This window comes from Pseudomonas sp. PSB18 (assembly GCF_014596565.1).
Classification (GTDB): domain Bacteria; phylum Pseudomonadota; class Gammaproteobacteria; order Pseudomonadales; family Pseudomonadaceae; genus Aquipseudomonas.
In genome coordinates this window covers 622893-643694 of sequence record NZ_NOIN01000003.1, presented here as the reverse complement: position 1 = coordinate 643694, position 20802 = coordinate 622893, and the positions used below count along the sequence as shown (strand labels likewise).

At 55.8% G+C, this 20802-nt stretch carries 13 protein-coding genes; 8 read left to right on the top strand and 5 right to left on the bottom strand.

Annotated elements, in window-relative coordinates; all coding sequences use genetic code 11:
* Position 1 precedes the first annotated feature (1 nt).
* Together CGA22_RS27240 and mobI are read left to right on the top strand one after the other, a co-directional pair.
* The gene (locus tag CGA22_RS27240) at positions 2-3307 is read left to right on the top strand and encodes a UvrD-helicase domain-containing protein (protein WP_188258576.1); all 3306 of its coding nucleotides are present in this window, start codon (positions 2-4) and stop codon (positions 3305-3307) included.
* A gap of 539 nt (positions 3308-3846) precedes the next feature.
* Complete coding sequence (mobI, locus tag CGA22_RS10665) at positions 3847-4308, top strand: conjugative transfer protein MobI(A/C) (protein ID WP_188258575.1); 462 nt, start codon at positions 3847-3849, stop codon at positions 4306-4308.
* A 382-nt stretch (positions 4309-4690) separates the two neighbouring features.
* On the opposite strand, the gene CGA22_RS10660 is transcribed toward mobI, so the two are convergent.
* Both CGA22_RS10660 and CGA22_RS10655 read right to left on the bottom strand, forming a co-directional pair.
* Positions 4691-5056 carry a hypothetical protein gene (locus tag CGA22_RS10660; protein WP_124356315.1) on the bottom strand — a complete coding sequence of 122 codons (366 nt, stop codon included), beginning with the start codon at positions 5054-5056 and terminating at the stop codon, positions 4691-4693.
* A 543-nt stretch (positions 5057-5599) separates the two neighbouring features.
* Positions 5600-6559 (bottom strand): integrase, encoded by a 960-nt coding sequence (locus tag CGA22_RS10655; RefSeq protein WP_188258574.1) that lies wholly within the window; start codon positions 6557-6559, stop codon positions 5600-5602.
* Between the two features lie 281 nt (positions 6560-6840).
* Here CGA22_RS10655 and CGA22_RS10650 point away from each other — a divergent pair, with 281 nt between their 5' ends.
* The 6 genes from CGA22_RS10650 (at position 6841) to CGA22_RS10625 (ending at position 13930) form a co-directional block, all read left to right on the top strand.
* Positions 6841-7017: a hypothetical protein gene (locus CGA22_RS10650; RefSeq protein WP_164484837.1), complete on the top strand. Its 177-nt coding sequence runs from the start codon at positions 6841-6843 to the stop codon at positions 7015-7017.
* Positions 7018-7131: 114 nt separating this feature from the next.
* Positions 7132-8160, top strand: a complete 1029-nt coding sequence (locus CGA22_RS10645) for a restriction endonuclease (RefSeq protein ID WP_188258573.1) — start codon at positions 7132-7134, stop codon at positions 8158-8160.
* A 188-nt stretch (positions 8161-8348) separates the two neighbouring features.
* Positions 8349-8924 (top strand): recombinase family protein, encoded by a 576-nt coding sequence (locus tag CGA22_RS10640; protein ID WP_055127890.1) that lies wholly within the window; start codon positions 8349-8351, stop codon positions 8922-8924.
* A gap of 128 nt (positions 8925-9052) precedes the next feature.
* Complete coding sequence (locus tag CGA22_RS10635) at positions 9053-9886, top strand: hypothetical protein (RefSeq protein WP_188258572.1); 834 nt, start codon at positions 9053-9055, stop codon at positions 9884-9886.
* 98 nt (positions 9887-9984) lie between these two features.
* Entirely contained in the window at positions 9985-13782 is a 3798-nt protein-coding gene (locus CGA22_RS10630; protein ID WP_188258571.1) for a hypothetical protein, read from the top strand.
* A complete protein-coding gene (locus tag CGA22_RS10625) occupies positions 13775-13930 on the top strand; it encodes a hypothetical protein (protein WP_188258570.1) in 156 nt (51 codons plus the stop codon). Before CGA22_RS10630 ends, CGA22_RS10625 begins: the two co-directional genes overlap by 8 nt.
* A 208-nt stretch (positions 13931-14138) precedes the next feature.
* Here CGA22_RS10625 and CGA22_RS10620 read toward each other — a convergent pair whose 3' ends face one another.
* The 3 genes from CGA22_RS10620 to CGA22_RS10610 form a co-directional block, all read right to left on the bottom strand.
* Positions 14139-15194 (bottom strand): AAA family ATPase, encoded by a 1056-nt coding sequence (locus tag CGA22_RS10620; RefSeq protein WP_188258569.1) that lies wholly within the window; start codon positions 15192-15194, stop codon positions 14139-14141.
* A complete protein-coding gene (locus tag CGA22_RS10615) occupies positions 15194-15409 on the bottom strand; it encodes a helix-turn-helix transcriptional regulator (protein WP_065897600.1) in 216 nt (71 codons plus the stop codon). Before CGA22_RS10615 ends, CGA22_RS10620 begins: the two co-directional genes overlap by 1 nt.
* A 480-nt stretch (positions 15410-15889) precedes the next feature.
* Positions 15890-20797 (bottom strand): DEAD/DEAH box helicase, encoded by a 4908-nt coding sequence (locus tag CGA22_RS10610; RefSeq protein WP_188258568.1) that lies wholly within the window; start codon positions 20795-20797, stop codon positions 15890-15892.
* Between the last annotated feature and the right edge of the window lie 5 nt (positions 20798-20802).

Here is a 20802-nt window from a genome sequence, read left to right as displayed (position 1 = left end):
CATGAACCCCTTCGACAGGGCTCGACGGAAAGCCATGGATGTCCGAGAGTCACTGGTGGGGTTAGCCGGCTCTCAGGCGCCAGTTTCTTCCAAGACGCTTCTCGCCAATGCCGAAGAAATTCTCGGCGTGGGGATCGAATTTGTGCCACCTACCCATTCGATCCTTGGTGGCACCGATGGTGTGCTAAAGCGCAACGATGAGACCATATACCTCCGAAAGGATGTTAGTGATGCTGAAAAAGCCTATCTCGTCGCACATGAGCTTGGTCATTGGTTTTTAGACGCTGACCTGCCGGAGACTACCTACGCTGATCTCGCAGCCATGACAGCGTCGGAAGGCAGCGAAGCGACGGTTAAGATCGACGCGTACGGGTTAAACGAACGCACTGAGCTCCAGGCGAACGTGTTCGCACGCGAACTGCTGTTGCCGCGCGTCGTCGCGAAGCAGCAGTTTCTCGCACACTTTGGTGCCAGTCAGATTTCCCACAACCTGACAGTGCCGCTAGAGATCGTTCGTCAGCAACTGTTCGATGGTCTCCTTTTGCCCATTCTGCCCACCGTGCTGCCGTCCCCCTTGCCGGAGATGACTGACGCGCAGCGCGCAGCGGCACATGCTAAAGAGACGTTCGTGAATGTGGTTGCCGGACCCGGTACCGGGAAAACTACTACCCTGGTGCACCGTATCAAGTACCTACTTGAGCAGGGCGTACCGGCCAACAAAATCCTGGTGCTAACATTCACCAATAAGGCGGCTACCGAGCTGATCGAGCGCCTGGCTGCATCGGGTATCAAAAACGCGACTAATATCTGGGCAGGTACCTTCCATGCGTTCGGTCTGGAGTTCCTGCGCAAGCATCACCACCTGTTCAACCTCACCGCCAACGTGAGCGTAGCCGACAAGCTCATGCAGGTCAGGCTCATGGTTTCTCGCCTGGCCAAGGTCAGGCTGAAGTACTACCTCCGGTTGCGGAATCCCTACGACTGGATCCCTGATGTGATCGAGCACATCAAGCGCTTGAAGGAAGAGTGCCTGACAGTCGAAGACTACCGCGCTCGCCTAGGTGCTTTGCCCGACTGCGATCAGGACATCCAAGATGAGCGCGAGGACATCGCCACGCTTTTCGAGGCGTATGAAGAGGCGATGCGCGAAAAACGTTGGGTTGATTACGTAGATCTGGTCGCTTATCCCTCTATCCAGGCGCGGCGCGCACGTGCCACGGTAGCCCAATACCTCGACCAGTTCGAGCATGTGCTGATTGACGAATACCAAGACGTGACCGAGGTCATGGTAGACCTGATCAGGCAGTTGGCCTTGAATGCAGCGTCAGTGTGGGTGGTGGGCGATGTTCGGCAGGCCATCCATCACTGGCGGGGTTCGTCCATCAAGAGCCTGATCGACTTCGACGGTACCTTTGAAAGTCAAAGACATCCCTTTCCGACCTACAAGCGTTACGCGCTGGATTTGAACAGGCGAAGCACGCCGGAGATCCTCGGCCTGTTCAGTAGCGCCGGCACCTATCATGCGTTGCGCGACCTCATGCCGCTGGAGGACGTGAAAGCCTATAGGCCTTCGATCGAGGAGGTCCCGAGGCTGTATCAATGCGACTCCAATGTCGCCCAGGCTGCTACGCTTGAGGCTTGCATCCAGGCGCTGGCTGCCCAGGGCATACCTTACCGAGACCAACTAGTGATAAGCCGCAGCGCCACAAACGTCGAGCACGCGGTGGCGGAACTTGCGAAGCGTGGCGTACCTGTCCTTCATATCGGAGATGTTTGCCAACGGCCAGAGATCAAGAGCCTATTTTGCTTAATGGAGCTGCTCTGCATGCGGCAACCCAGGTCACTGGTCGGCCTGATGCAAGATCCCAGATTCCCAATGTCGCATGTAGACATTGAGCTCCTCATGCGCCTAACGGTGAAAGGAAGTGGTACTGAACTTCAGCGCGGGCGCTGGATCTGGAAGGATGTCCCAGGCTTATCCCCGCATGGCCAGATCGCCAAAGTAAACCTTGGCATGCTGCTTCAAGGCTTCACGCGCAACACGAAACCTTGGGTGTTCGTGTCCACCGTCATGTTGGATCGTTGTTACGGGCTTCCCAATCACACCGATGTTTCCATCGAGGCGCATACCGCTAGGCTTGCACTGTGGTTATTCGCCTACGCAGTACGCAACGGTGACGGTGATGGAAGTCAGTCACGGCTAACCAAGTTTTTGCTGCAGGAGGAGCTACGCAGGCGTATCGGCGAGAAACTGGCGGATAGAGGTATGCCGCCTGAGGCCAGAGCGCTGGATGCCGTCAATGTTATGACCGTGCATTCCAGCAAAGGGCTTGAGTACCGCGCGGTGCATGTCACCAACATCGATGACACGGCCTATGGGCGCAACCGACCGTTCTTCTATGACATGCGCCCGTTGGAGCTGATTCCTCCTGAGGTGCTTAACAGCACGGATGAGGATTTCGCCTTCGAAGAAAGAGTAGAGCGAAACAACCTGCTCTACGTGGCGCTGTCACGCGCGCGTGATCATCTGTACCTCTATCAACTGGCCGACACCACTAGGCCGGGGCCGCTCAACGCAGCCGGTAAAAAGCTCAGGGTGTTGCACGGGATCCGCGAGCGGACCATACCTCCGGCCCCCTTGTCAGCCGCTCCTGGCCTCGCATTGGGTGCTATCAGCTACGAGGCTTTTCAGACCTACATCAACTGCCCGCTGCAATACCACTACCGGTACGAGCTAACGCTGACTGCTGAACAGGAGATCGATGTTTCGATACGAGCGCGATGGGCCGTCACTGATATGCTGTTCGAGTTCGTAAAGCACGGGGCCGTCCCGCAGCCGGCATTTCAAGCGGCGTGGAAAGCCCGGCTGCTACCGTCGAAAACCGACGACCCACAGCTCTACGACGATGCTGTCACTGCAGCAAAACGCGGTCTTGCGGTGGTTCGCGGAATTGAGGGGAACTTGATCGAGGGCCTTGTTGCCGAGGTGGGCGGGTTGCAAATCGAGCTGCCCTGGATGCTGTCGGTGGGCAACGAGCTGCATTGGATCAGAGCGCACGAAGGTCAATCAGGCACGATGAAGCAACTCAGGCCTATGATGGTGCACCTGAATGATCCTGGGATCAGGCGTGCCACCATCTACTCGTTGATCACCGATAAAAGCATCAGTGATGGAGCCTCTCGCGGCATTGAGCGGACGACGGTATACAAAATGGCCAAGCGCTTTGTTGCCGGTGATCGCACCCACAGCAGAGGTAAGAGCTGCAGTCGCTGTGCATACCTGAGTGTTTGCGATAAAAAGCCGTAAATCCTGTGTGATGCTCCTGGGGAAGGGGCGTTCTGCAGAGCAACGTAGTTCGGGAAACAGGGGCGATTACCTTGGTACCCGTGCGCCGCCTACGACTTTGCGTTTGCCGGCTGGGCAAGGTGGGTCATAACCGTATTTGTCCTGCGCAACTGCCATTCTGCTTGTGGTTGGGAATGTTTGCGTACAGCAGCGCAATATTCGACGCGCGAGCGGCAAAGTTCCGACTAGGGGCAGAAGCCGTCGATCAGTAGGATCAGCTTTTCGCAATTGCCTACCGATCATCACTTTGGCATTCGTTGATTCCGGTCAATTGCGAGCCAGGGCGACTACCGTCGTCTGTTGTGCATCCTTTGCACTTAATTTTCTTCTACGCCTGCAATGTCGTCATCTGCCGCCCATCTAATGTGCGGCAGAGCGGCAGCGTTACATTACCAACTCCGCCTCCATAAATTTCTGACGGGAAAACTGCCTGAAAGCGAATTTTTGATACTGGGTGAGATGCCACTATTTGGGCTCTATAAGCAGTCGGAGCCTTGGTCATGAGCAAAGAAGCACAAACGATAGTCACCCTGCTGGATCAGCAGTACGAGCAGTTGCTTGAGGGGGCGAGATGCCTGGCCGCAAGCTATATGGATGAGTCCATGAAGATATACAAAAAGACGGGGGTCAAATCTGTTGTGGCTGCTGTGTCAATCAAGCAGGTGAGCCCGAATGCGTACTCGATCTACTGGTGCAAACTGGTTCCACTGCAAGGGCAAAAAAACAAGTTCGCGCCCCTGACTATTCCCAAAGGTAACGGCAAACACAAATACCCGGGGTCCTCGTTTGAGTTTGTTAAATCCCCTTACCGTGGCCTCGTTTTACAGGTTGAGGAGCGTCTTGCTGGGATTCGCAGCATCGCCAGTGAGAACCGACAGCTGCGTCGGACGTTGGTCGCCTATGAGAAAAAGCTGTTTAGATATCAAGCACTCCATCATGGCGACCTCTGCTCGGAGGCGTAGAGGCTGAGTGCACTATAAGCAGTTCCGAAACGGATCTGAAACTACTTCAATGCCCGAAAGCCCCGTGCAGCATGGTCTGGCGGGGCTTTCGCGTATCAGCAGTGAACTCCGGTGAGACATGCTGTTGCGCTTCGTCAGGGAAGGCGACGGGTACGGGCTATAAGCAGTGTTGGGCGTTAAATCTACTCGCTGTCAGCCTGCAGGCCCGTGCAGGCGGGGGGCAGAGGCCGTATTTGCTATTAGCAGTGACGCTTACGACCAAGTCAGCCGGCTAGCTGTGATCTGTATTAGTAGTGAAGGGCTTCACTTTCATAAAATAATCTTTGGTAGGTGTCGACCTAGCCTGCACCCGTGTCGCGTAGCGGGTGGTGACGGTAACGCGCTACCCCTCACTGCCTTGCTGCTGTTCGAATGCAATACGGTTCATTACGCATATGGGAATGGGGTAGCCCTGGATGTGTGTCGTGAGTGCCTCGTTGCCTGCGATCACCATGATGCAATATAGGCCTCTGCGGAAGCGCATTCCTCGTCCTAAGTAGTTGCACGGGATGATCTCCCAGGATTCGTCGTCGTAGTAACAGCCAACGATTTCTGACCAGTGCAATTGGATGCCCGCGCCCATGATGCCTACAGGGGTCAGGCAGAAAATTTCTACCTGGGTTTCCTGCCCAAAAGGTACAGCGTAAACCCGACCGTTTGGTGCAATGGGTGGGAAGTACTGCCCGTTACCGAGGTGACGAAATTCCATGGTGGTGCTCCGGGTAGATGAGGTCGCTAGACACTCTCCGGTAGCTTTCGGAAAACCCAAGATGAGATGTTGCCTGCGAGTCGGCGCACGAGTTTTAGTGTACTGGGCAAGTTAGCTCGCCACATGGAGGGCGTGCATGTCGCTGATCTAAACGCTTCGGCGCTCCGGTCACTTTCGCTATGGTGCGGAAATCAACGGCCCTTCCAAACTCACCACATGACCTTATAGGCTTGGGAAAAAGCTACGTATCGCATCGGTCGGGTGCCTTGCGGATGGATCTTGGTTAGCGCCCGCTGCCAAGGGGCAGCGGACAGTTTGTTGCAGGTATCGGGTCGTTCCGCTGAAGGCTCAATCGTTGCCGTGCTTCTTGTCCAGATACGCTGCGACCATGTAGCCAATTACACCTGCGATACTCAGCGCAATGATGACGGCAAGCACGGCATAAACAAGCAATTCAAAACGATCCATACCCTGACTCCTTTGATTCGAGCTCTGCCAAGGTTAAGGGCGTCAGATCTAATCCCAAATCTGCTGTGTGATGGCTTAGCGACTGATTGCGGCGGCTTCCTTCCGCAGGTTGGCTCGGGCACCGACGTACGCATCAGTTTCCCAGATACGCAAATTCCCGAGTTCGTAGGCGACGTGATCCCGCGCTTCTAGATCCTCGACATTGGGAGCGCGGCCTCCAAGAATCGGGGCTTCATGACCGGACCACTGCTTGTAAAGCTCACATGCAAACGCTGCTCGGCAATCACAGAAGCTAAGCCCATGAAAAAGTAAAATCTCTTTGGCAGCAGGTAAGCTGTTCTGCTTCCAGAGCCGCCATGTTTGCTTTGATTGTGGATAGCAATGAACATCTTGGACGGCGGATACCGTCTCCAAAACGGCGATCTGCTTTGGCATCGAGATGTTAATTATCCTCTGTGTATACGGCCCTTCTTTGCCGCTTTCCAGGGAAATACATCCATCCCCCTTGGCTGCCTCTAGGGCCGCTTGGGCGTCGAAGAAAACTGTTTCACGTAGTGAGATGCCGAGGTACCGCACTAACATCAACGCCACCGCCAGATGCTCTGATAGGCGAGCCTGAACGTCTTCCACTGCGGCTTCGAACTTCGCTTGATCAAGGCTGTGTGGGGCCGTAATCCGTGCATGGCCAGGAAAGCCAATATCAGGCGTCACGACTTTCCAGTCACCATTGGTCGCGAGGGCCATAACCGAGCTCACGGTCTCAAGAAGGCTCACCGCGCCATGCTGCGAGATATTCCCGTGGTACACCTGGATACAGAGTTCTTCGCTGTATTGCCGTATCAGTTTTTTATTGACGAACTCCAGGATATCCACCTCATGCGACTCCTTGGCGTAAATACTAAATTGGGCCCACTGCTGGTCGTGGATCATGGCCTCGTGTTGACTGAGGAGGCCGCGCCGGACTGCCTCCCGAAGGATCGCCGAGCCGGCCTTGCTCAAGTCCCGATCAAAATGTAGATGGAAGCTCTGCTTCATGGTCACTCCTCCAATCAGCTCAGGTGCTGAGCTGCTGTAGGGAATGTTGAGCGAGAAAAAATATCCTGGGGTTCGTTTTCGGACGCTTTCAGCGCCTAAAATTGAGGAGGTTGTCCGTTCGCAAGGAGGGCGAAAATTTGCTGATGGCTGTCAAGTGACATTCAAAGTTATGCTTTGCTTGTCCGCATAATTCACTCTTATGCAAAGTCCAACTCTAGGGGATGAATCAGGGAATGAGTAGATATAGAGAGCAACGAGATCGCCTGAATGACCGAGTGGCAATGGCCTCCAAGCTGGGAGATCATATACATCAATCAAAACCAGGCTCCTTGGAACATCTGTTATTGGTTGAAGTCCTTGACGTTTTTCTGGCGGCAAATGGACGTATGCATAATGAGCTTGAAAAATTAAGGAGTGCCGGTGTGGATAAAACTGTTTTTCCTGAAAATGAAATCTAAAAAAGAGCGTGCACTTTCGCTCTGCAATATTTCAAATGTTATTCATTTTTTGAAGTAGAGTCTTGAGTCTTGCGCTTTTCTCATTTGCCAGATTGATTTTTTGGAGCCGCAAATATGGAGTCATCAGTAGCAACATGGAGGTCGTTCGAAGGTCTCGTTTGCGATATCTTAGAAGCAAATAACTTTAAAGTTAAAACTAATAGTGTCAGAGGAGATCCTGGGTTTGATCTGCTGGCGGATTTTGGAGGGGAACGTTGGGCTATAGAGGTAAAGTACTATCGAACTATGCGTGCTCAGCCGACTCTCATAGATGCTGCAGCTGCTCGTTTAGCACATAATGGATTAACAGCACAGGCTCAAAAGGGAATGTTGATAGTTTCATGCTTTCTTCCGGTGGAACTTAGGGGAGCGCTTGAACAGAAGTTTAGTATTACCTTTGTAGACCAAGTTGATCTGAGAAATTGGTGTGTGACGAGCCCCGGTTTGGCAGAGAAGCTGGATGCGCTATTAGAGTCTAATCCGAGCGAGCCTCAGTCAATACACCCCGCGCGTTATAATCCTATACGAGATAGCAAACCTCTCAGAGGCTTAGCTCCCCAAGTTCGAGACACCCATGGTACTGAATTGTGCGAGGAGCTCAAGAAGATCAAGAAGGGTAAAACTTCGTGGGCAAAGTATGAGAAGGTATGTGAAAAAATTCTTAAGTATCTATTTCCAAACGATCTTCATGGTTGGCATGCCCAAATGCGAACTGATGACGGGCTAAATCGTTACGACTATGTATGTCGTGTAAGGCCGACTACAGAGTTCTGGAAGTTTGTTATTGATCATCTTGATAGCCGTTATGTGCTTTTTGAGTTTAAGAATTATACGGGGGAAATAAAACAGGGGCAGATTCTCACGACTGAGAAGTACCTTTTAGAGCGCGGCCTACGACGTATGGCAATTATTATGACCAGAGTTGGTGCTGACTCACATGCGGTTGCAATGACGCAGGGGGCGATGCGCGAACAAGGCAAGCTGATGCTTATCGTGAACGATGAGAAGGTATGTCAGATGCTCCACATGAAGGAGCGTGGTGAAGATCCTACAGATTGTCTTTTTGAAATTGCCGACAACTTTTTGCTGACACTACCCAGATGAGTTCTAAAAATCACCCCAGCAGACCGTATCCAGCGCAGGCTGGGGCTCAGCGTTCGCGGCTTAGTAGGGAGGAGGCTCCGTTCAAAAACGGTCGTTTATGGCACACCTATTCCAGATGATCTTTTGGACTTGGGATTTACCGCTTTCCTGCCACTTTTCCTGTACCGAAATCAGTGTGAGAAAAACGTATGGGAAAGCAGATTGGATATGCCCGAGTGTCGACTGATGATCAGAATCTCGACCTGCAGCGAGATGCACTTGCTCTGGCTGGGTGCTCAACAGTCTATGAGGAGACCATGAGCGGCAAGTCGGCGGACAGGCCGGAGCTGGGGCATTGCCTCAAAGCTCTGCGTAGTGGTGACACTCTGGTTGTCTGGCGACTGGACCGCCTCGGTCGTTCTTTGCCTGACTTGGTTGGGATTGTCAGTAGCTTGGAGCGGGAAGGGGTGGCGTTCGAGTCCATAACCGAACGAATCGAAACCACCAGCGCTGCCGGCAAGCTGATCTTTCATGTGTTTGCAGCCTTGGCCGAGTTCGAGCGCAATCTGATTCGAGAGCGGACCCGCGCAGGACTGGCTGCGGCTCGGGCTCGCGGTCGGAAGGGAGGACGCAAGCCTGCGCTGGATGATCCTCAGGTACGTGAGATACGAGCTCTTCTCAGAGATCCTGAGATACTGGTAACCGATGTTGCCCGACGGTATGGCGTTTCTCGAACAACGCTTTACCGCTACGTCGGTTCGCCGAAATCATCTGCGGTCGTTTAAGTGGTGGTGGTATTTTCCGCTGAAGTTGCCCAGATAATTTTAGGCGCTATGACCTGGCAGGCAAGTGAAGGATGTCTCCGGCGTACTACGTGTGCCGGACTACCACTGAATAAAAATAGGGAGTTTTCATGTCGGTGCTTTTTTCTGTGAAGGGATGCGTTGGTACCTTGCTGTTGGTTGCGTTAGTTGGTTGCTCCAGTACCCCGAGGGTCACGTTGCCAGAACCTAAAAATGTTCCTCGCGAGAAATGGTCCGATGCCATGCTGGTTCTGGAAGCCATGCACATCGATGGTCAGCGCGATATTCCAAGGGAAATGGTCGGGAACGAAGTAGATAACTTAAGCGCGCCACGGTCTTCGGGAGGCTCTGGAGGGCTAGCGACGGCAGGTTTGGGATATGTGTCACCTCCAACTGGTTTTAGCAGCGCAGGAGCAGCCTCTCTTGGCGTCGGGTTGTTCTTGCTGGGTGGTGGCAGCGCTGGCCCTGTCTATCACTACCAGGTTGCTGCGTGGGTGCCTGAGGAACTCGCGTCTAACCCAAAGGAGGCATCTGCGTTGGTCAGGTCGGCCTGGCTTGATGCGAGAGAAAAATACTTCGGTGGAAAAATCTCGAAGTTGCGCCATGAGCCGGCTAAGTACGCTGATGGATCAGGCAAGAAATACGATAGGCTTGCAGATTTGGCTGCTGGGAACCCTACACCGTTCGACGCTCCTGCGAGCGCTGCGCCAGCATTCATTTTGGTCGAGAAAGCCTACGGCCCGATTTTCCTGACCGATCCCTCAGGCGAGCTATTTGCTGACGCTAGCAGAGCTGATAAGGACGGCATGGATGCGCTGGCGGGTATTGCTCGTCACCTGCCCGAGTGGATGTATGCATACTATCCTGGGCGGAATTGGCCTAAGGACTTCCGGCCTGCCGCGATTTACAACAAGAACGGCAATCTCTATTTCATTGGGAAGTAGTTTTTAGCTGAACTGCATGGCTGGCGGTGAGCCTGTAAATCACGACAGGCTCTATCTACGCGATCATTGACTGAATCTACCTAGGAAGGCCGGGGAAAATGCTCGAAGTAACAGGTGCCGATATCACCAATCTGGGCGATGCCGATTTGCGCACCCTCGTCGCCCGTCTTGCGCTGGCGGAGCTGCGAAAACAGGGCTGTCCCCTGTCGGCGGTCACCGCAGGCGGCAATCAGGACGCTGCGGATGGTGGGCTCGATGTGCGCGTGCAGTGTTCCATGCCGATTGCAAGCCCCGACTTTGTGCCGCGTTCATGCACCGGTTTTCAGGTGAAGAAGCCGGACATGCCAGCCGGCGCCATCGAAAGTGAGATGCGGCCGAAGCCCAAGGGCGGCGGCAACGGGAATTTGCGGCAGGTCATCCGCGAGCTCGCCGCAGAAGCCGGTGCATACATCATCGTCAGTTCGCAGGGGTCGGTCGCGGACAAACCGCTTGCCAATCGGCGTGCGGCGATGCGCGCCGTGCTGCACGATCTCCCCGAAGCCAGTAATCTCCAAACCGATTTCTACGACCGCGATCGCATCGCGACTTGGGTCAACGAATATCCGGGCATCGCCACTTGGGTCCGCAATCGCGTCGGCCTAGGTCTTTCAGGCTGGAGCAGCGTAGGGGGATGGACTGGAACGCGTGTCGCCGAGGAGACGTCCTATTTGTTCAACGACAAGGCATGTCTGACCGATGAGCGCTCTCGTGAACGCAAGCAACTAACAATCGCCGAGGGTATCAAGGGCCTCCGCGCCGCGCTTCGCACACCTAAACAATGCATCCGGTTGATCGGTATGTCTGGCTTGGGCAAGACGCGCTTGGTCCAGGCGCTATTCGAAAGCGAGGTTTGTGAGGAGCCGCTCGATCCGAGCCTCGCAATCTATACCGACTATTCGGTCGAAACCGACCCCACCGCGCGCGATATGGCACGACAGCTCGTTCTGCGCGGGCAACGGGCCATTCTTATAGTCGATAATTGCAATCCGGCCACTCACACCGAGCTCACTCGCATCTGTTCGGAAAGCACCAGCAACGTTAGCCTTATTACCGTCGAATATGATGTTCGCGACGACGAGCCCGAGCGGACCCAGGTCTTCCGGCTGCAGTCCGCCTCTCCCGATCTGGTTGCAGGATGGCTCGAGCAATCCTTTCCGGACTTGTCCGAGATCGACCGGCGAACCATCGCCGACTTCAGCGATGGCAACTTCCGCGTGGCACGCGCGCTGGCCGAAACGCTTGGTAAGGGTGAGACGCTGGGCAAGCTCAAGAGCCGCGAGCTGTTCGAGCGAATCTTCCAGCAGCGCAATCAGCCCGATCAGAATTTATTGAATGCGGCGGAAGAGCTGTCGTTGCTCTATTCGGTCGATGGCGACGACACCTCATCCGATGGCGAACTCGCGCGCATCGGCGGCCTGCGGTCGGTGAGCGCGGCGACGCATTACGCCGCACTTGCGGAGCTTCGCCGACGTGGCATTGCTCAAGTGCGTGGCCGCTGGAAGGCGATCCTTCCGCACGCGATTGCGAACCCGCTTGCCACATTCGCGCTCCAACGGATACCGTCGTCGGACTTCGAACGGTTCAGCGCCTCGCTGACGCCGCGCATGCAGAAGTCGCTCTCCCGCCGTCTGGGCTATCTTCATGATAGCCCAGAGGCTCAGGCTGCGGTCGCGCGCTGGCTGCGAAGCGACGGGCCGCTCGGGGACCTCGTGACGCGTGGCGAAGAAGGTTTCGAGATCCTGACCAACATCGCCCCAGTTGCGCCAGAGGCCGTGTTGGTGAAAATCGAATGCGAACTGGATGGTCCCAACGGGCCTGCATTGCTGTCGCCGATCGAGCCGACCCGGTGGCAATGGATTCGCCTCATCAAGACGCTCGGCTATGAGCAGCATATGTTCGAGACCGCGGCGACGCTGCTCGCCCGCTTCCTCGCCGCCGAGCCTGCCGACCATAATCAGAACTCCGCCCGGGACGCGTTTGCTGAGCTCTTCCGCCTTTATCTATCCGGTACCCAGACTCCACCCGAGCAACGACGCGCGTTCGTGCGGCTGCTGGCGAACTCCGGTGATGCAGACAAGCGCCGCTGTGCATCCGTCGCGCTTGGCGCACTTCTGACCGCGCACAATTTCACCTCGTCGAGCAGCTTCGATTTCGGAGCACGGTCGCGCGACTGGGGGTGGGCTCCGAGGCTGAATAAGGACGTGTGGGATTGGTACGACGGCGCTATCGATCTCGCCGTCGAGCTGTCGTCAGTCCTGACTGACGCGCGAAGCACACTTGCCGGCAGTGTGCGCGACCTGTGGCATTTCGGCGCCTGCCATGACGCCCTGGACCGCGCAGCGGGCGCATTCGTCAAGGTGAAGCCATGGATCGAGGGCTGGATGGCGTTCCGCAATTCCCTCCGCTTCAAAGGCAACGCGATGCCCGAGCCAGTGCGAAAGCGGCTCGAGGCGATCATCCAACGGCTCAAGCCGTCCGACCTCCTGCACCTGGCGCGCGCGGTCGTGCTCAATCGTACAAGTGGCGGCTGGGACGTTGCAGACGGCGAGCCAGACGATGGGGATGTGATGAAGCCGTGGCGCAGGGCCGCCCAAATGGCTCAGGATGTCGGCCGGCAATTGGCGCACGATCCCGAGACTTGCGCCGAATTCCTGACCGAGCTGATGGTCGAGCCCCATGCTCAGCGCGCGTTTGAGTGCGGGCGCGGCCTCGCCGAAGGCGCGAGCGACCTTGCCGAGATCTGGCGCGATCTGGTCGGTCATTTCGAGGCGGCGGAGTCTAAGAGCCGTAATGCGACTGTGCTCGGCGGGTTCATCTACGAAGCGCATCAGCGTGATACTGGCTTTGCCGAATCCAGCTTGGAAGCCGCGATTGAGAACATGGCGCTGGCCCGTTCCCTTCCTTATCTTCAGGCGCGAATTGGAATCGACGAGGCAGGAATTGCGCGGCTGAGACGCGCGATCGAGAAAGGGGCGCTTCAGTCTTTTGACTTCATGAGCATCGCCAACGGCACCGTCGGCGATTCGCCGCCGGAGGCATTAGCTCTCCTGCTACGCGATATTGCGGATCTGCCGGACGGGGTCGAGATCGCGCTCGATATCCTGCACATGCACTTCTATCGCGACCGCGAAGCTGGCCGGCAGTGCAATCCGACGTTGATCGGGCTCGGCCGCAACCTGCTGCTCCGCACCGATTTTAGCAAGAAGGGCACTTTGCGCGACTATGGCCTGAATACGATCATTCGAGTTTGCTGTACGGGGAGCGACGGTGAAGCGACGGCTCGCGATGTTTGTGCACATATCCGCGACGCGGTGGAGGTCTGCTATCTTTCCCGTCATGATCTGAGCCATGTGCTGAAGGCGCTGTTTGAGACCCACCCCGCTGCGGGGCTCGATATGTTCCTTCTACCTGAGATGACGTCGCGAAACCGCCGGCTATTCGACGCTGACTTCAGCTTCGGCACACCGGTCGAGGACATGGATCCAGCGGTCTTGCGCCAATGGGCGGACCAGGATGCGGCGACGCGCTATACGTTGCTCGGCCGTACCATCTCGATGTTCAGGCGAAAGGTCGACGACGAGGAGGATAACGGGATCTCGCCGCTGTTTCTCGATATGCTCAATTGTGCGCCGGACAAGCGTGCCTTTCTCGGCGATTTCTGGACTCGTCTCCATCCTCGGAGCTGGAGCGGCTCGCTTGCCGACATCCTTGCCAGTCGCAAGGCTCAAGTGTTGACGTTCAGCAAAAGCCCGCATGTCGATGTCCGGCAATGGGTGGATGCCATCCTACCCGAGCTAGACCGACGTATCGATCATGAGCGCAGCCGCGACCGCGAGGGCGAGGAAAGTTTTGAGTGACGTCGTTCAGAACTGGAACAAGCCGTACAGGCTGCCGTCACGCGCGTTATCGAATATCCTGCGCCTTGAGCGTCGTTGCCTCTGCGTGAATGGCGTCGAGCGTCAACAGGGCATGGCCGCCGCCAGCGATCGCTATCTTGAGTTCTGACTTCGTTTGCCGCATGCGCAATGACGACGACTGCTTTCGTCCATTCGGTAAAGCGGCGTTCATCCCCGCTAGCCGCGTCGCCCGTTGTTACGACTGCGCACTCTCGGGCTACGTCCAGAATTTCCCAGGTCGTGAGGCAAAGGCGCTCAATAAAATCGAAGATGCTCGACATTGGTATCGAGCATCTTCGGGGGGGAAGTGAGCACCTTCAGGGGGCGGTGGGCAGCTCCCATACCCATCCGCCTTGCATGCCTACCTTGCATGAGCGGATACCTAGCTTTTTCTGCGCCCTACGAATTGATGCCCAAGAAATGCATGACGCCTCAGCTAAAGACTGCAGCGCAGTGATCGGGACAGGGCCTGCTTGCAATGTGGCTTCAAGAAAGCTGCAAGCTTCCTGAGTCGCTGATGCTGGTCTCGCTTCACCTGTTCGCTCGATATCCGCCAAAATAGTTTCAGCGCTTCCTTCGATGGCCTCTCCCCATCGGATGCAGGTTGTCTCCAACTGCTCGTCTATAACGATGGGCTCAACGAAATACTCGATCCCCCCGCTATCAATCGAAACGTTAGACTTGGCTCGGACAAGCACCCTGGCTTCTGAATTCTGATCCTTCTCTGCCACCAGTACAGTGCGAGCGAGCGCGGAGAATGCCTGGCTGCCGATTACACGATTAGCTGCGGAGGACTGGGCCGTACCTTTGCTCAGGTGAGATATGCCGAGGACAGCGCAACAATGCCGCTCTGCAAAATCCACTACCATTTGTAGCCCCTGTCGAACTTCGTTTGCTCGGTGCATGTCCCCCCGAATGAGGTTGATCAGTGGGTCGAAAATCAGCAATGAAACGCCGTCAATCCGTGCGGCTGCCTCGTTCAAAAGGGCAAAGTTGGCTGCAGGATCAAATTGTCGCCTATTCCCACTCTGATCCCTGAGCCCTTCGATAATGTGCACGCGGTTTAGGTCTGCATCTGCAGCCGTAAGGCGAGGAATTATCGTGTCAGCTATACCATCCTCGCCACTCCAGATTACGACGTTGCCTGCGGCCTCACATTTGCTACCATCTGGCCAGGCATCTCCTTTACTAAGCCTGGCTGCCAGCGAGATTGCCAACGTGGTTTTGCCGCATCCACCTGCGCCGGCAAGAATGGATAACTTTGCCCTTGGCAGCCAGCCTGGCCAAATCCACTGGATTTTTTCCGCTGGAATATCGACCGCTGCTGTGAGTTCTACCATCCAGCCCGGTTGTTGAGGTGTTTGGCGCTGCATTACAGCGCCTCCCTTTGTCGAATCCAAGCCTGGATTTCACTGTTACGCCAGCCGACGCTGGAGCCGCACAAAAGGCGTTGGCGCGGGAAAAGGCCCTCCGATATTTTGCGATAGATCGTTGAGCGTTTTAGGCCGACGATTGCCTCGACATCGCGCAAACGAAGAATTTTGTCATCGTCGCCGACGTCGTCAGAGTTGCTAACGTGCATTTCCATAGGTTTGAGTCCTAGGTTCTGAAGCGTGGGGCAGCGTCCTCCGGCACTACTGCTAAAAAGGGTAAAAGACGGATATCGGCTGGCTATATAGCGAGCACGGGCATTTGCCGCACGCATAGGCATATGCGCGTTTCCGAGATTAATGTTCGGTAGCGTAGGAGGTCGTTGTGGGCTACAGAAGTTCTAGGGCCGTAAGGCTTCTAGGGGCAGAACGGACTGAGAGTGTTCTGACCAGATACGCAAATCAACCAATGGCAGTTGACGCGGCCCGCTCAGCGGATGCGAACGAGGCGAAAGTTTTTAACGTCGTTACCAGGGCGACGTGGCGGACCGTTGCGGATCAATAGGGATCGCTTGGGACGGACACTTTTTAACATGAGAGTTCCGGGCTGGCAATCAGCGGGTGCACTGCCTTGGTTGGGAAAGGATGGCCCAACCAGGGCAGTGGCTATCTGAGTGCTCAGCGTTTATCGGGCTCAACTAGTTATCTGTAGCGATATCGAGCTTGGGCAGCGCCTTGACGATTTTCTGGGTTTCCAGGCTAACAGTGACCACGCGCTGGAACAGCTCTAGTGGGTACTTAGGGTTACCCATGGTTTCCACGGCCCAGTCGTTGGCGTCGTTGACGATCCCGCTGGCTTTGTCGGTGCGCACGGCTTGGCGCTCCATCACCCAGTCCAGTGCGGCCTTGCCGTTGACCACGTAATCCCAGGCCGCTTCAGGAATGCCCTTTAGGGTGATGCGGGTGTTGTAGATGACCGTGTTCTTTTCGCCTTTCTTGGCGAACTTCATCTTCTCTACCCGGTAATCGGCATTGGTGAGCTGGCCCTTGGTTTCGATGGTCAGAGGGTACAGCTCGACTGTTTCGTAGTTAAGGTGAAAGTCAGCCAAGGCGCGGCCGGCTTTGCTGAAGGCCCAGAAATCGGCGGCTTTCTTTACTGCCGGGATGCGTGGCAGTTCTTTGCTAAGGTTGTCGGAAAAGCGTTCGCGGTAATCCGGCGAATGCAGGATGCCGTAGACGTAATAGAACAGGTCTTCTTTGCTGATCTGCTCGGCGGGGTAGGCACTCCGGAAGTGTGCCAGCCCTGCCTCGGTAATGGCGTCGCGGCGTTTTAGGCCAGACTCAACCCTACCTCGAGCGAACAAGTCACCAGTACCCCCTTCATTATCAGTAGCTTGGGCTTGCTCGTCGTAGAGGTAGAGCGGGAACCATTGGACAACATCCTCGCCAACAAACTTACTTGGCAGAGTATTGGCAATGAGCACAGAAAAAAAACCGCCTACCGATGTTGTATTTATTACCAAGTTTTCCGCTTCTGCATGCGGAAATATCCTCGGCATCTGAAGCACCATCTCATTGAAAGTGCGGTTAAAATATAACCATTGTTTAGTAAATGGACGATAAAGCGAAGGCGTCAGGGAGGTAGCTTCGCATCCAAAAGAGCGGTTTTTCGCCAGTTCTTGCTTCAAACCACGCGTCCAGCTAATACGCTCGGGGTTGGTATCAATGAAGTCGTCCAAGACCGCTTCACGCTTCTTTTTGTCCAGCTCTGGGTACATCGAATTGAAACGCGTCACCTCAGCATTATAGAAATCAATCATGCTTGTCATGTTGGCCTCCAGCTTGCCCCGACTAGCGTTGTAGGCCCAGGCATCCCGGTTGGTTACTACGCCCAACGAGAAGTTATCGAACAGTTTTATGCCATCGCCCTTCTTATCACCTAACACAATATGGTCGGCAAAACTTTCATCGCGCTGTTTTAACCAGTCCCCGTGCTCATCTGGGCTAATCAGCCGCCACTGCTCGATACCACCCACGCTGGCATAGCCAGCGAGTTTCTCCAGCTTCTGCTCACGACTCAGGTAGTCACCAATATCGTGGAAGTGAATTCGACCGTGGCTCTGTGCGTCGGGGTTCTTGATCAGCAGCGAGATGGCGATGGGGGCACGGCTGCCGCTGCCAAAGATCTTGCCACCTTCTTTGCGTGAGGTTTCGCCACTGGTACGCTGGTTGCCACGCAGGTGGAACACATAAAGGCTAGAGAATTCATCGGCCAGGCACTTGCGCAATCCGCCGGCGGTGTTGGCTTCTAGAAACCCTGCATTGGTGACAAAGCCGATGATGCCGGCATCACCAATACGGTCGCTGGCCCAGCGAATGGCGCGGATATAGCTGTCATACAGCCCTTTAGCGAGAGTGGCGCTGGAGCGTGCAGCATAGGTCTCCTCAATGCGCTGATCCAATGCTGGGTAGCTGATATTCTGGTTGTTATCGTTCTGGCTACCCTGCCCAATGGAGTACGGTGGGTTGCCCACAATCACCCGAATATCCAGCGCCTTCTGCCGCTTGCGTCGGGCACTGTTGTCCTCCAGCAGCGCGTCTACCAAGTCGTCCTTCTCATACATTTGGAAGGTGTCGGTCAGACAGATACCTTCAAACGGCGTGTACTCGTCGATTACTTCGCCGTGGTAGGCCGCTTCGATATTGATGGCGGCAATATAGTAGGCCAGCAACACCAGTTCGTTGGCATGGATCTCGTGCCTGTATTTGTGCGGCAACTCTTCCGGCTTGATCAGGCCAGACTGGATCAGGCGGGTGATGAAAGTTCCTGTGCCGGTGAAGGGGTCGATGATGTGAACGCCCTTGCTACCCAGCGTCTGGCCGAACTCCTGTTGTAGCAGGTGATTAACGCTGTGGAGGATGAAGTCCACCACTTCGACTGGCGTATAAACAATTCCCAATCGCTCTGTCATTTTGGGAAAGGCGTTGCGGAAGAATTTGTCGTACAGCTCGACGATGATCTTCTGCTTGCCCTGGGCGTTGTCAATACCGGCAGCACGCTGACGCACGCTGGCGTAGAACTTCTCTAGAGTGTCGGCTTCCTTGGCCAGGTGGTGCTCATGTAGCGCATTCAGTACGCCTTGCATGGCCTTGGACATGGGGTTGTGGCTTGCAAAGCTGTATTCCTCGAACAGTGCATCGAACACTGGCTTGGTTACCAGATGCTGGGCAAGCATTTCGATGATCTCGCCATCGCTGATACTGTCGTTGAGATCATCGCGCAGCTCAGCAGCGAAGGCCTCGAAAGTCGCTCTCTCCTTGGTGTATTCAGGGTTCTCCAAAATGCCTTGGATACGGTCGATATGCGTACGGGCAATCTTGGCGATGTCGTTGGCCCAGTCTTCCCAGTGATGGCGGTTGCCGCACTTGTCGACGATTTTGGCGTAGATGGCCTTCTCGATTTCCCCCACCTCATAGGCCAGCTCCGCCTGCTGGGTCATCTGGCCTTCGACATCGTACTTAGCGCGTTTCTCACCAATGCCGTACTGGCCTTTGCCTGCCTGGCCGTTGCTGGTGCCGCTAGTTTTCCTGGCCTTTTTATCGGCCTTGTCGGTGATGGCGATGACTTCCATCTTGCGCGGGTCAGAGCCGATCAGGTCGAGCTTGTTGACCATGGCGTCGAAGCTGTCGTCGTGCGAACGCAGTGCCTGAAGCACCTGCCAGACCACTTTGTAGGTCTGGTTGTCATTAAGCGCTTCGTGGGGCTCCATGCCGGCCGGAATGACCACGGGCAGCACCACGTAGCCGCGTTTTTTACCCGGTGCGTTGCGCATCACCCGGCCCACCGATTGCACAACGTCGACCTGGGAATTGCGCGGGGTGAGGAAGAGCACGGCGTCCAGCGCCGGTACGTCCACACCTTCAGACAGGCAGCGCACGTTACTGAGGATGCGGCAGGTGTTGGCTGGCGGTTCTTCCTTAAGCCAGTTGAGCTTGGCTTCCTTGGCGCTGGCGTTCATGCCGCCATCGACATGTGCGGCTTCGCATATGATGCGTGAGGCCTCATCGATGTTTTCTGACTCCTGATAAGCCTCCACCACCGACTGGAACATGCTGGCGATGTTGATCGAGCTGACCTTGTGCTTGGTGCCCTTGTAGTTGGGCGAGATGACCTGGCAGAAAGCTACAGCGCGCCTCATGGGCTGATCATCACCCACCAGGTTTTCGGCCAATCCCTGCTTGGCCAGCGCCTTCCAGCAACCGACTATCTTGGCGGCGTCGTCTACCTTGAGCTGGTTGTTCTCGTCCTTCAGCATCTCCTGAAGGCGCCGGCTGATGGTGCTCTCCTCGACGGTGAGTACCAGCACCTTGTAATCGGTGAGCAGGCCCCGCTGAACGGCCTCGGAGAAGTTGATGACGAACAGCTCTTTGCCGTAGAGCGCGTCGTCATCCATCGAGCACAGGGTGACTTCACCGGACTCGGCCTTGAGCTTGGCGTTGTCACCGTAGATGCGCGGCGTGGCGGTCATGTACAGACGTTTGGTGGCGCGGATGTAGTCGGCATCGTGAACGCGCACAAAGTTGCTTTCGTCATCGTCGCCAAAGGTGGCGCCCGTGGTGCGGTGCGCTTCGTCGCAGATCACCAGATCGAAAGCGGCCAGGCCATGATCGGCCTGGGCACGGCTGATCACGTCGATGGAGTGATAGGTGGAGAACACCACGCTCATGTGCTCGGCATCATGGCGCTTGAGCATTTCCGCTGCGAGGCGATCTGCCTTAGTGGTGGCCGGGTAGCGTAGCTCGTGGGTGAACACCTGAACCGCGTCATCCTCTGCTTTGCGCTTCTTGCCAACGTCGCTGTCGGAGCAGACGGCAAAGCTGTGGAGCGGGGTTGCGCTTTCCTGCGTCCATTCGGTGAGAGTCTGCGACAGTAGCGACAGGCTGGGTACCAGGAACAGTACGCGCTTGCCCTTGCCGGCCTGCTGCTCGGCAATTTTCAGGCTGGTGAAGGTCTTGCCGGTGCCGCAGGCCATGATCAGCTTGCCGCGTTCGGCGTCCTTTAGGCCAGCGGCAACGGCATTCAGCGCGGTTTGCTGGTGCTCGCGTAGCTGCTTCTTGGCCTTGAGCGCGACGGCTTGATGGGGCTGGTATTTGGCCCAGTCTATCTGGCTGTCTTCCAGGGCTTGCAGGTCGATTTTACTGACCGGAGGCTGCTGGCCCTGCAACGCGTCCTCAGCGTGCTCGCTCCAGTTGTTGGTGGTGGCTACGATTACGCGGTGCGAGAACGGCGCCTTGCCCGAGGCGGTGAAGAAACTGTCTATGTCCTTCTTCTGGACTTTGTAGTCCTCGGCGTACAGCTTGCACTGGATGGCATGGTACTCGCCGGTGCCCTGGGTGCGAGCCACTAAATCAATGCCCGCATCCTTGCCACTGAGGCTTTGTTCCTTCGCCCACTCCGCATACGTCCATACTTTGTCGTAAAGGTCGCGGTAGGTGGCTTCGTTGCGGAGGTAAGTGCAAATCAGCTCTTCGAAATAAGTACCTTTTTCGCGTTCGGTGACAGAAGCGCTGCGGTAGGTATTCAGCAAAGCTGATAAGGCTGACATCGGTA

Excerpts from the sequence above, each read along its gene's own strand:
- CGA22_RS27240 (WP_188258576.1), top strand. The coding sequence starts at position 2 with ATGAACCCCTTCGACAGGGCTCGACGGAAAGCCATGGATGTCCGAGAG.
- mobI (WP_188258575.1), top strand. The coding sequence starts at position 3,847 with ATGAGCAAAGAAGCACAAACGATAGTCACCCTGCTGGATCAGCAGTAC.
- CGA22_RS10660 (WP_124356315.1), bottom strand. The coding sequence starts at position 5,056 with ATGGAATTTCGTCACCTCGGTAACGGGCAGTACTTCCCACCCATTGCA.
- CGA22_RS10655 (WP_188258574.1), bottom strand. The coding sequence starts at position 6,559 with ATGAAGCAGAGCTTCCATCTACATTTTGATCGGGACTTGAGCAAGGCC.
- CGA22_RS10650 (WP_164484837.1), top strand. The coding sequence starts at position 6,841 with ATGGCCTCCAAGCTGGGAGATCATATACATCAATCAAAACCAGGCTCC.
- CGA22_RS10645 (WP_188258573.1), top strand. The coding sequence starts at position 7,132 with ATGGAGTCATCAGTAGCAACATGGAGGTCGTTCGAAGGTCTCGTTTGC.
- CGA22_RS10640 (WP_055127890.1), top strand. The coding sequence starts at position 8,349 with ATGGGAAAGCAGATTGGATATGCCCGAGTGTCGACTGATGATCAGAAT.
- CGA22_RS10635 (WP_188258572.1), top strand. The coding sequence starts at position 9,053 with ATGTCGGTGCTTTTTTCTGTGAAGGGATGCGTTGGTACCTTGCTGTTG.
- CGA22_RS10630 (WP_188258571.1), top strand. The coding sequence starts at position 9,985 with ATGCTCGAAGTAACAGGTGCCGATATCACCAATCTGGGCGATGCCGAT.
- CGA22_RS10620 (WP_188258569.1), bottom strand. The coding sequence starts at position 15,194 with ATGCAGCGCCAAACACCTCAACAACCGGGCTGGATGGTAGAACTCACA.
- CGA22_RS10615 (WP_065897600.1), bottom strand. The coding sequence starts at position 15,409 with ATGGAAATGCACGTTAGCAACTCTGACGACGTCGGCGACGATGACAAA.
- CGA22_RS10610 (WP_188258568.1), bottom strand. The coding sequence starts at position 20,797 with ATGTCAGCCTTATCAGCTTTGCTGAATACCTACCGCAGCGCTTCTGTC.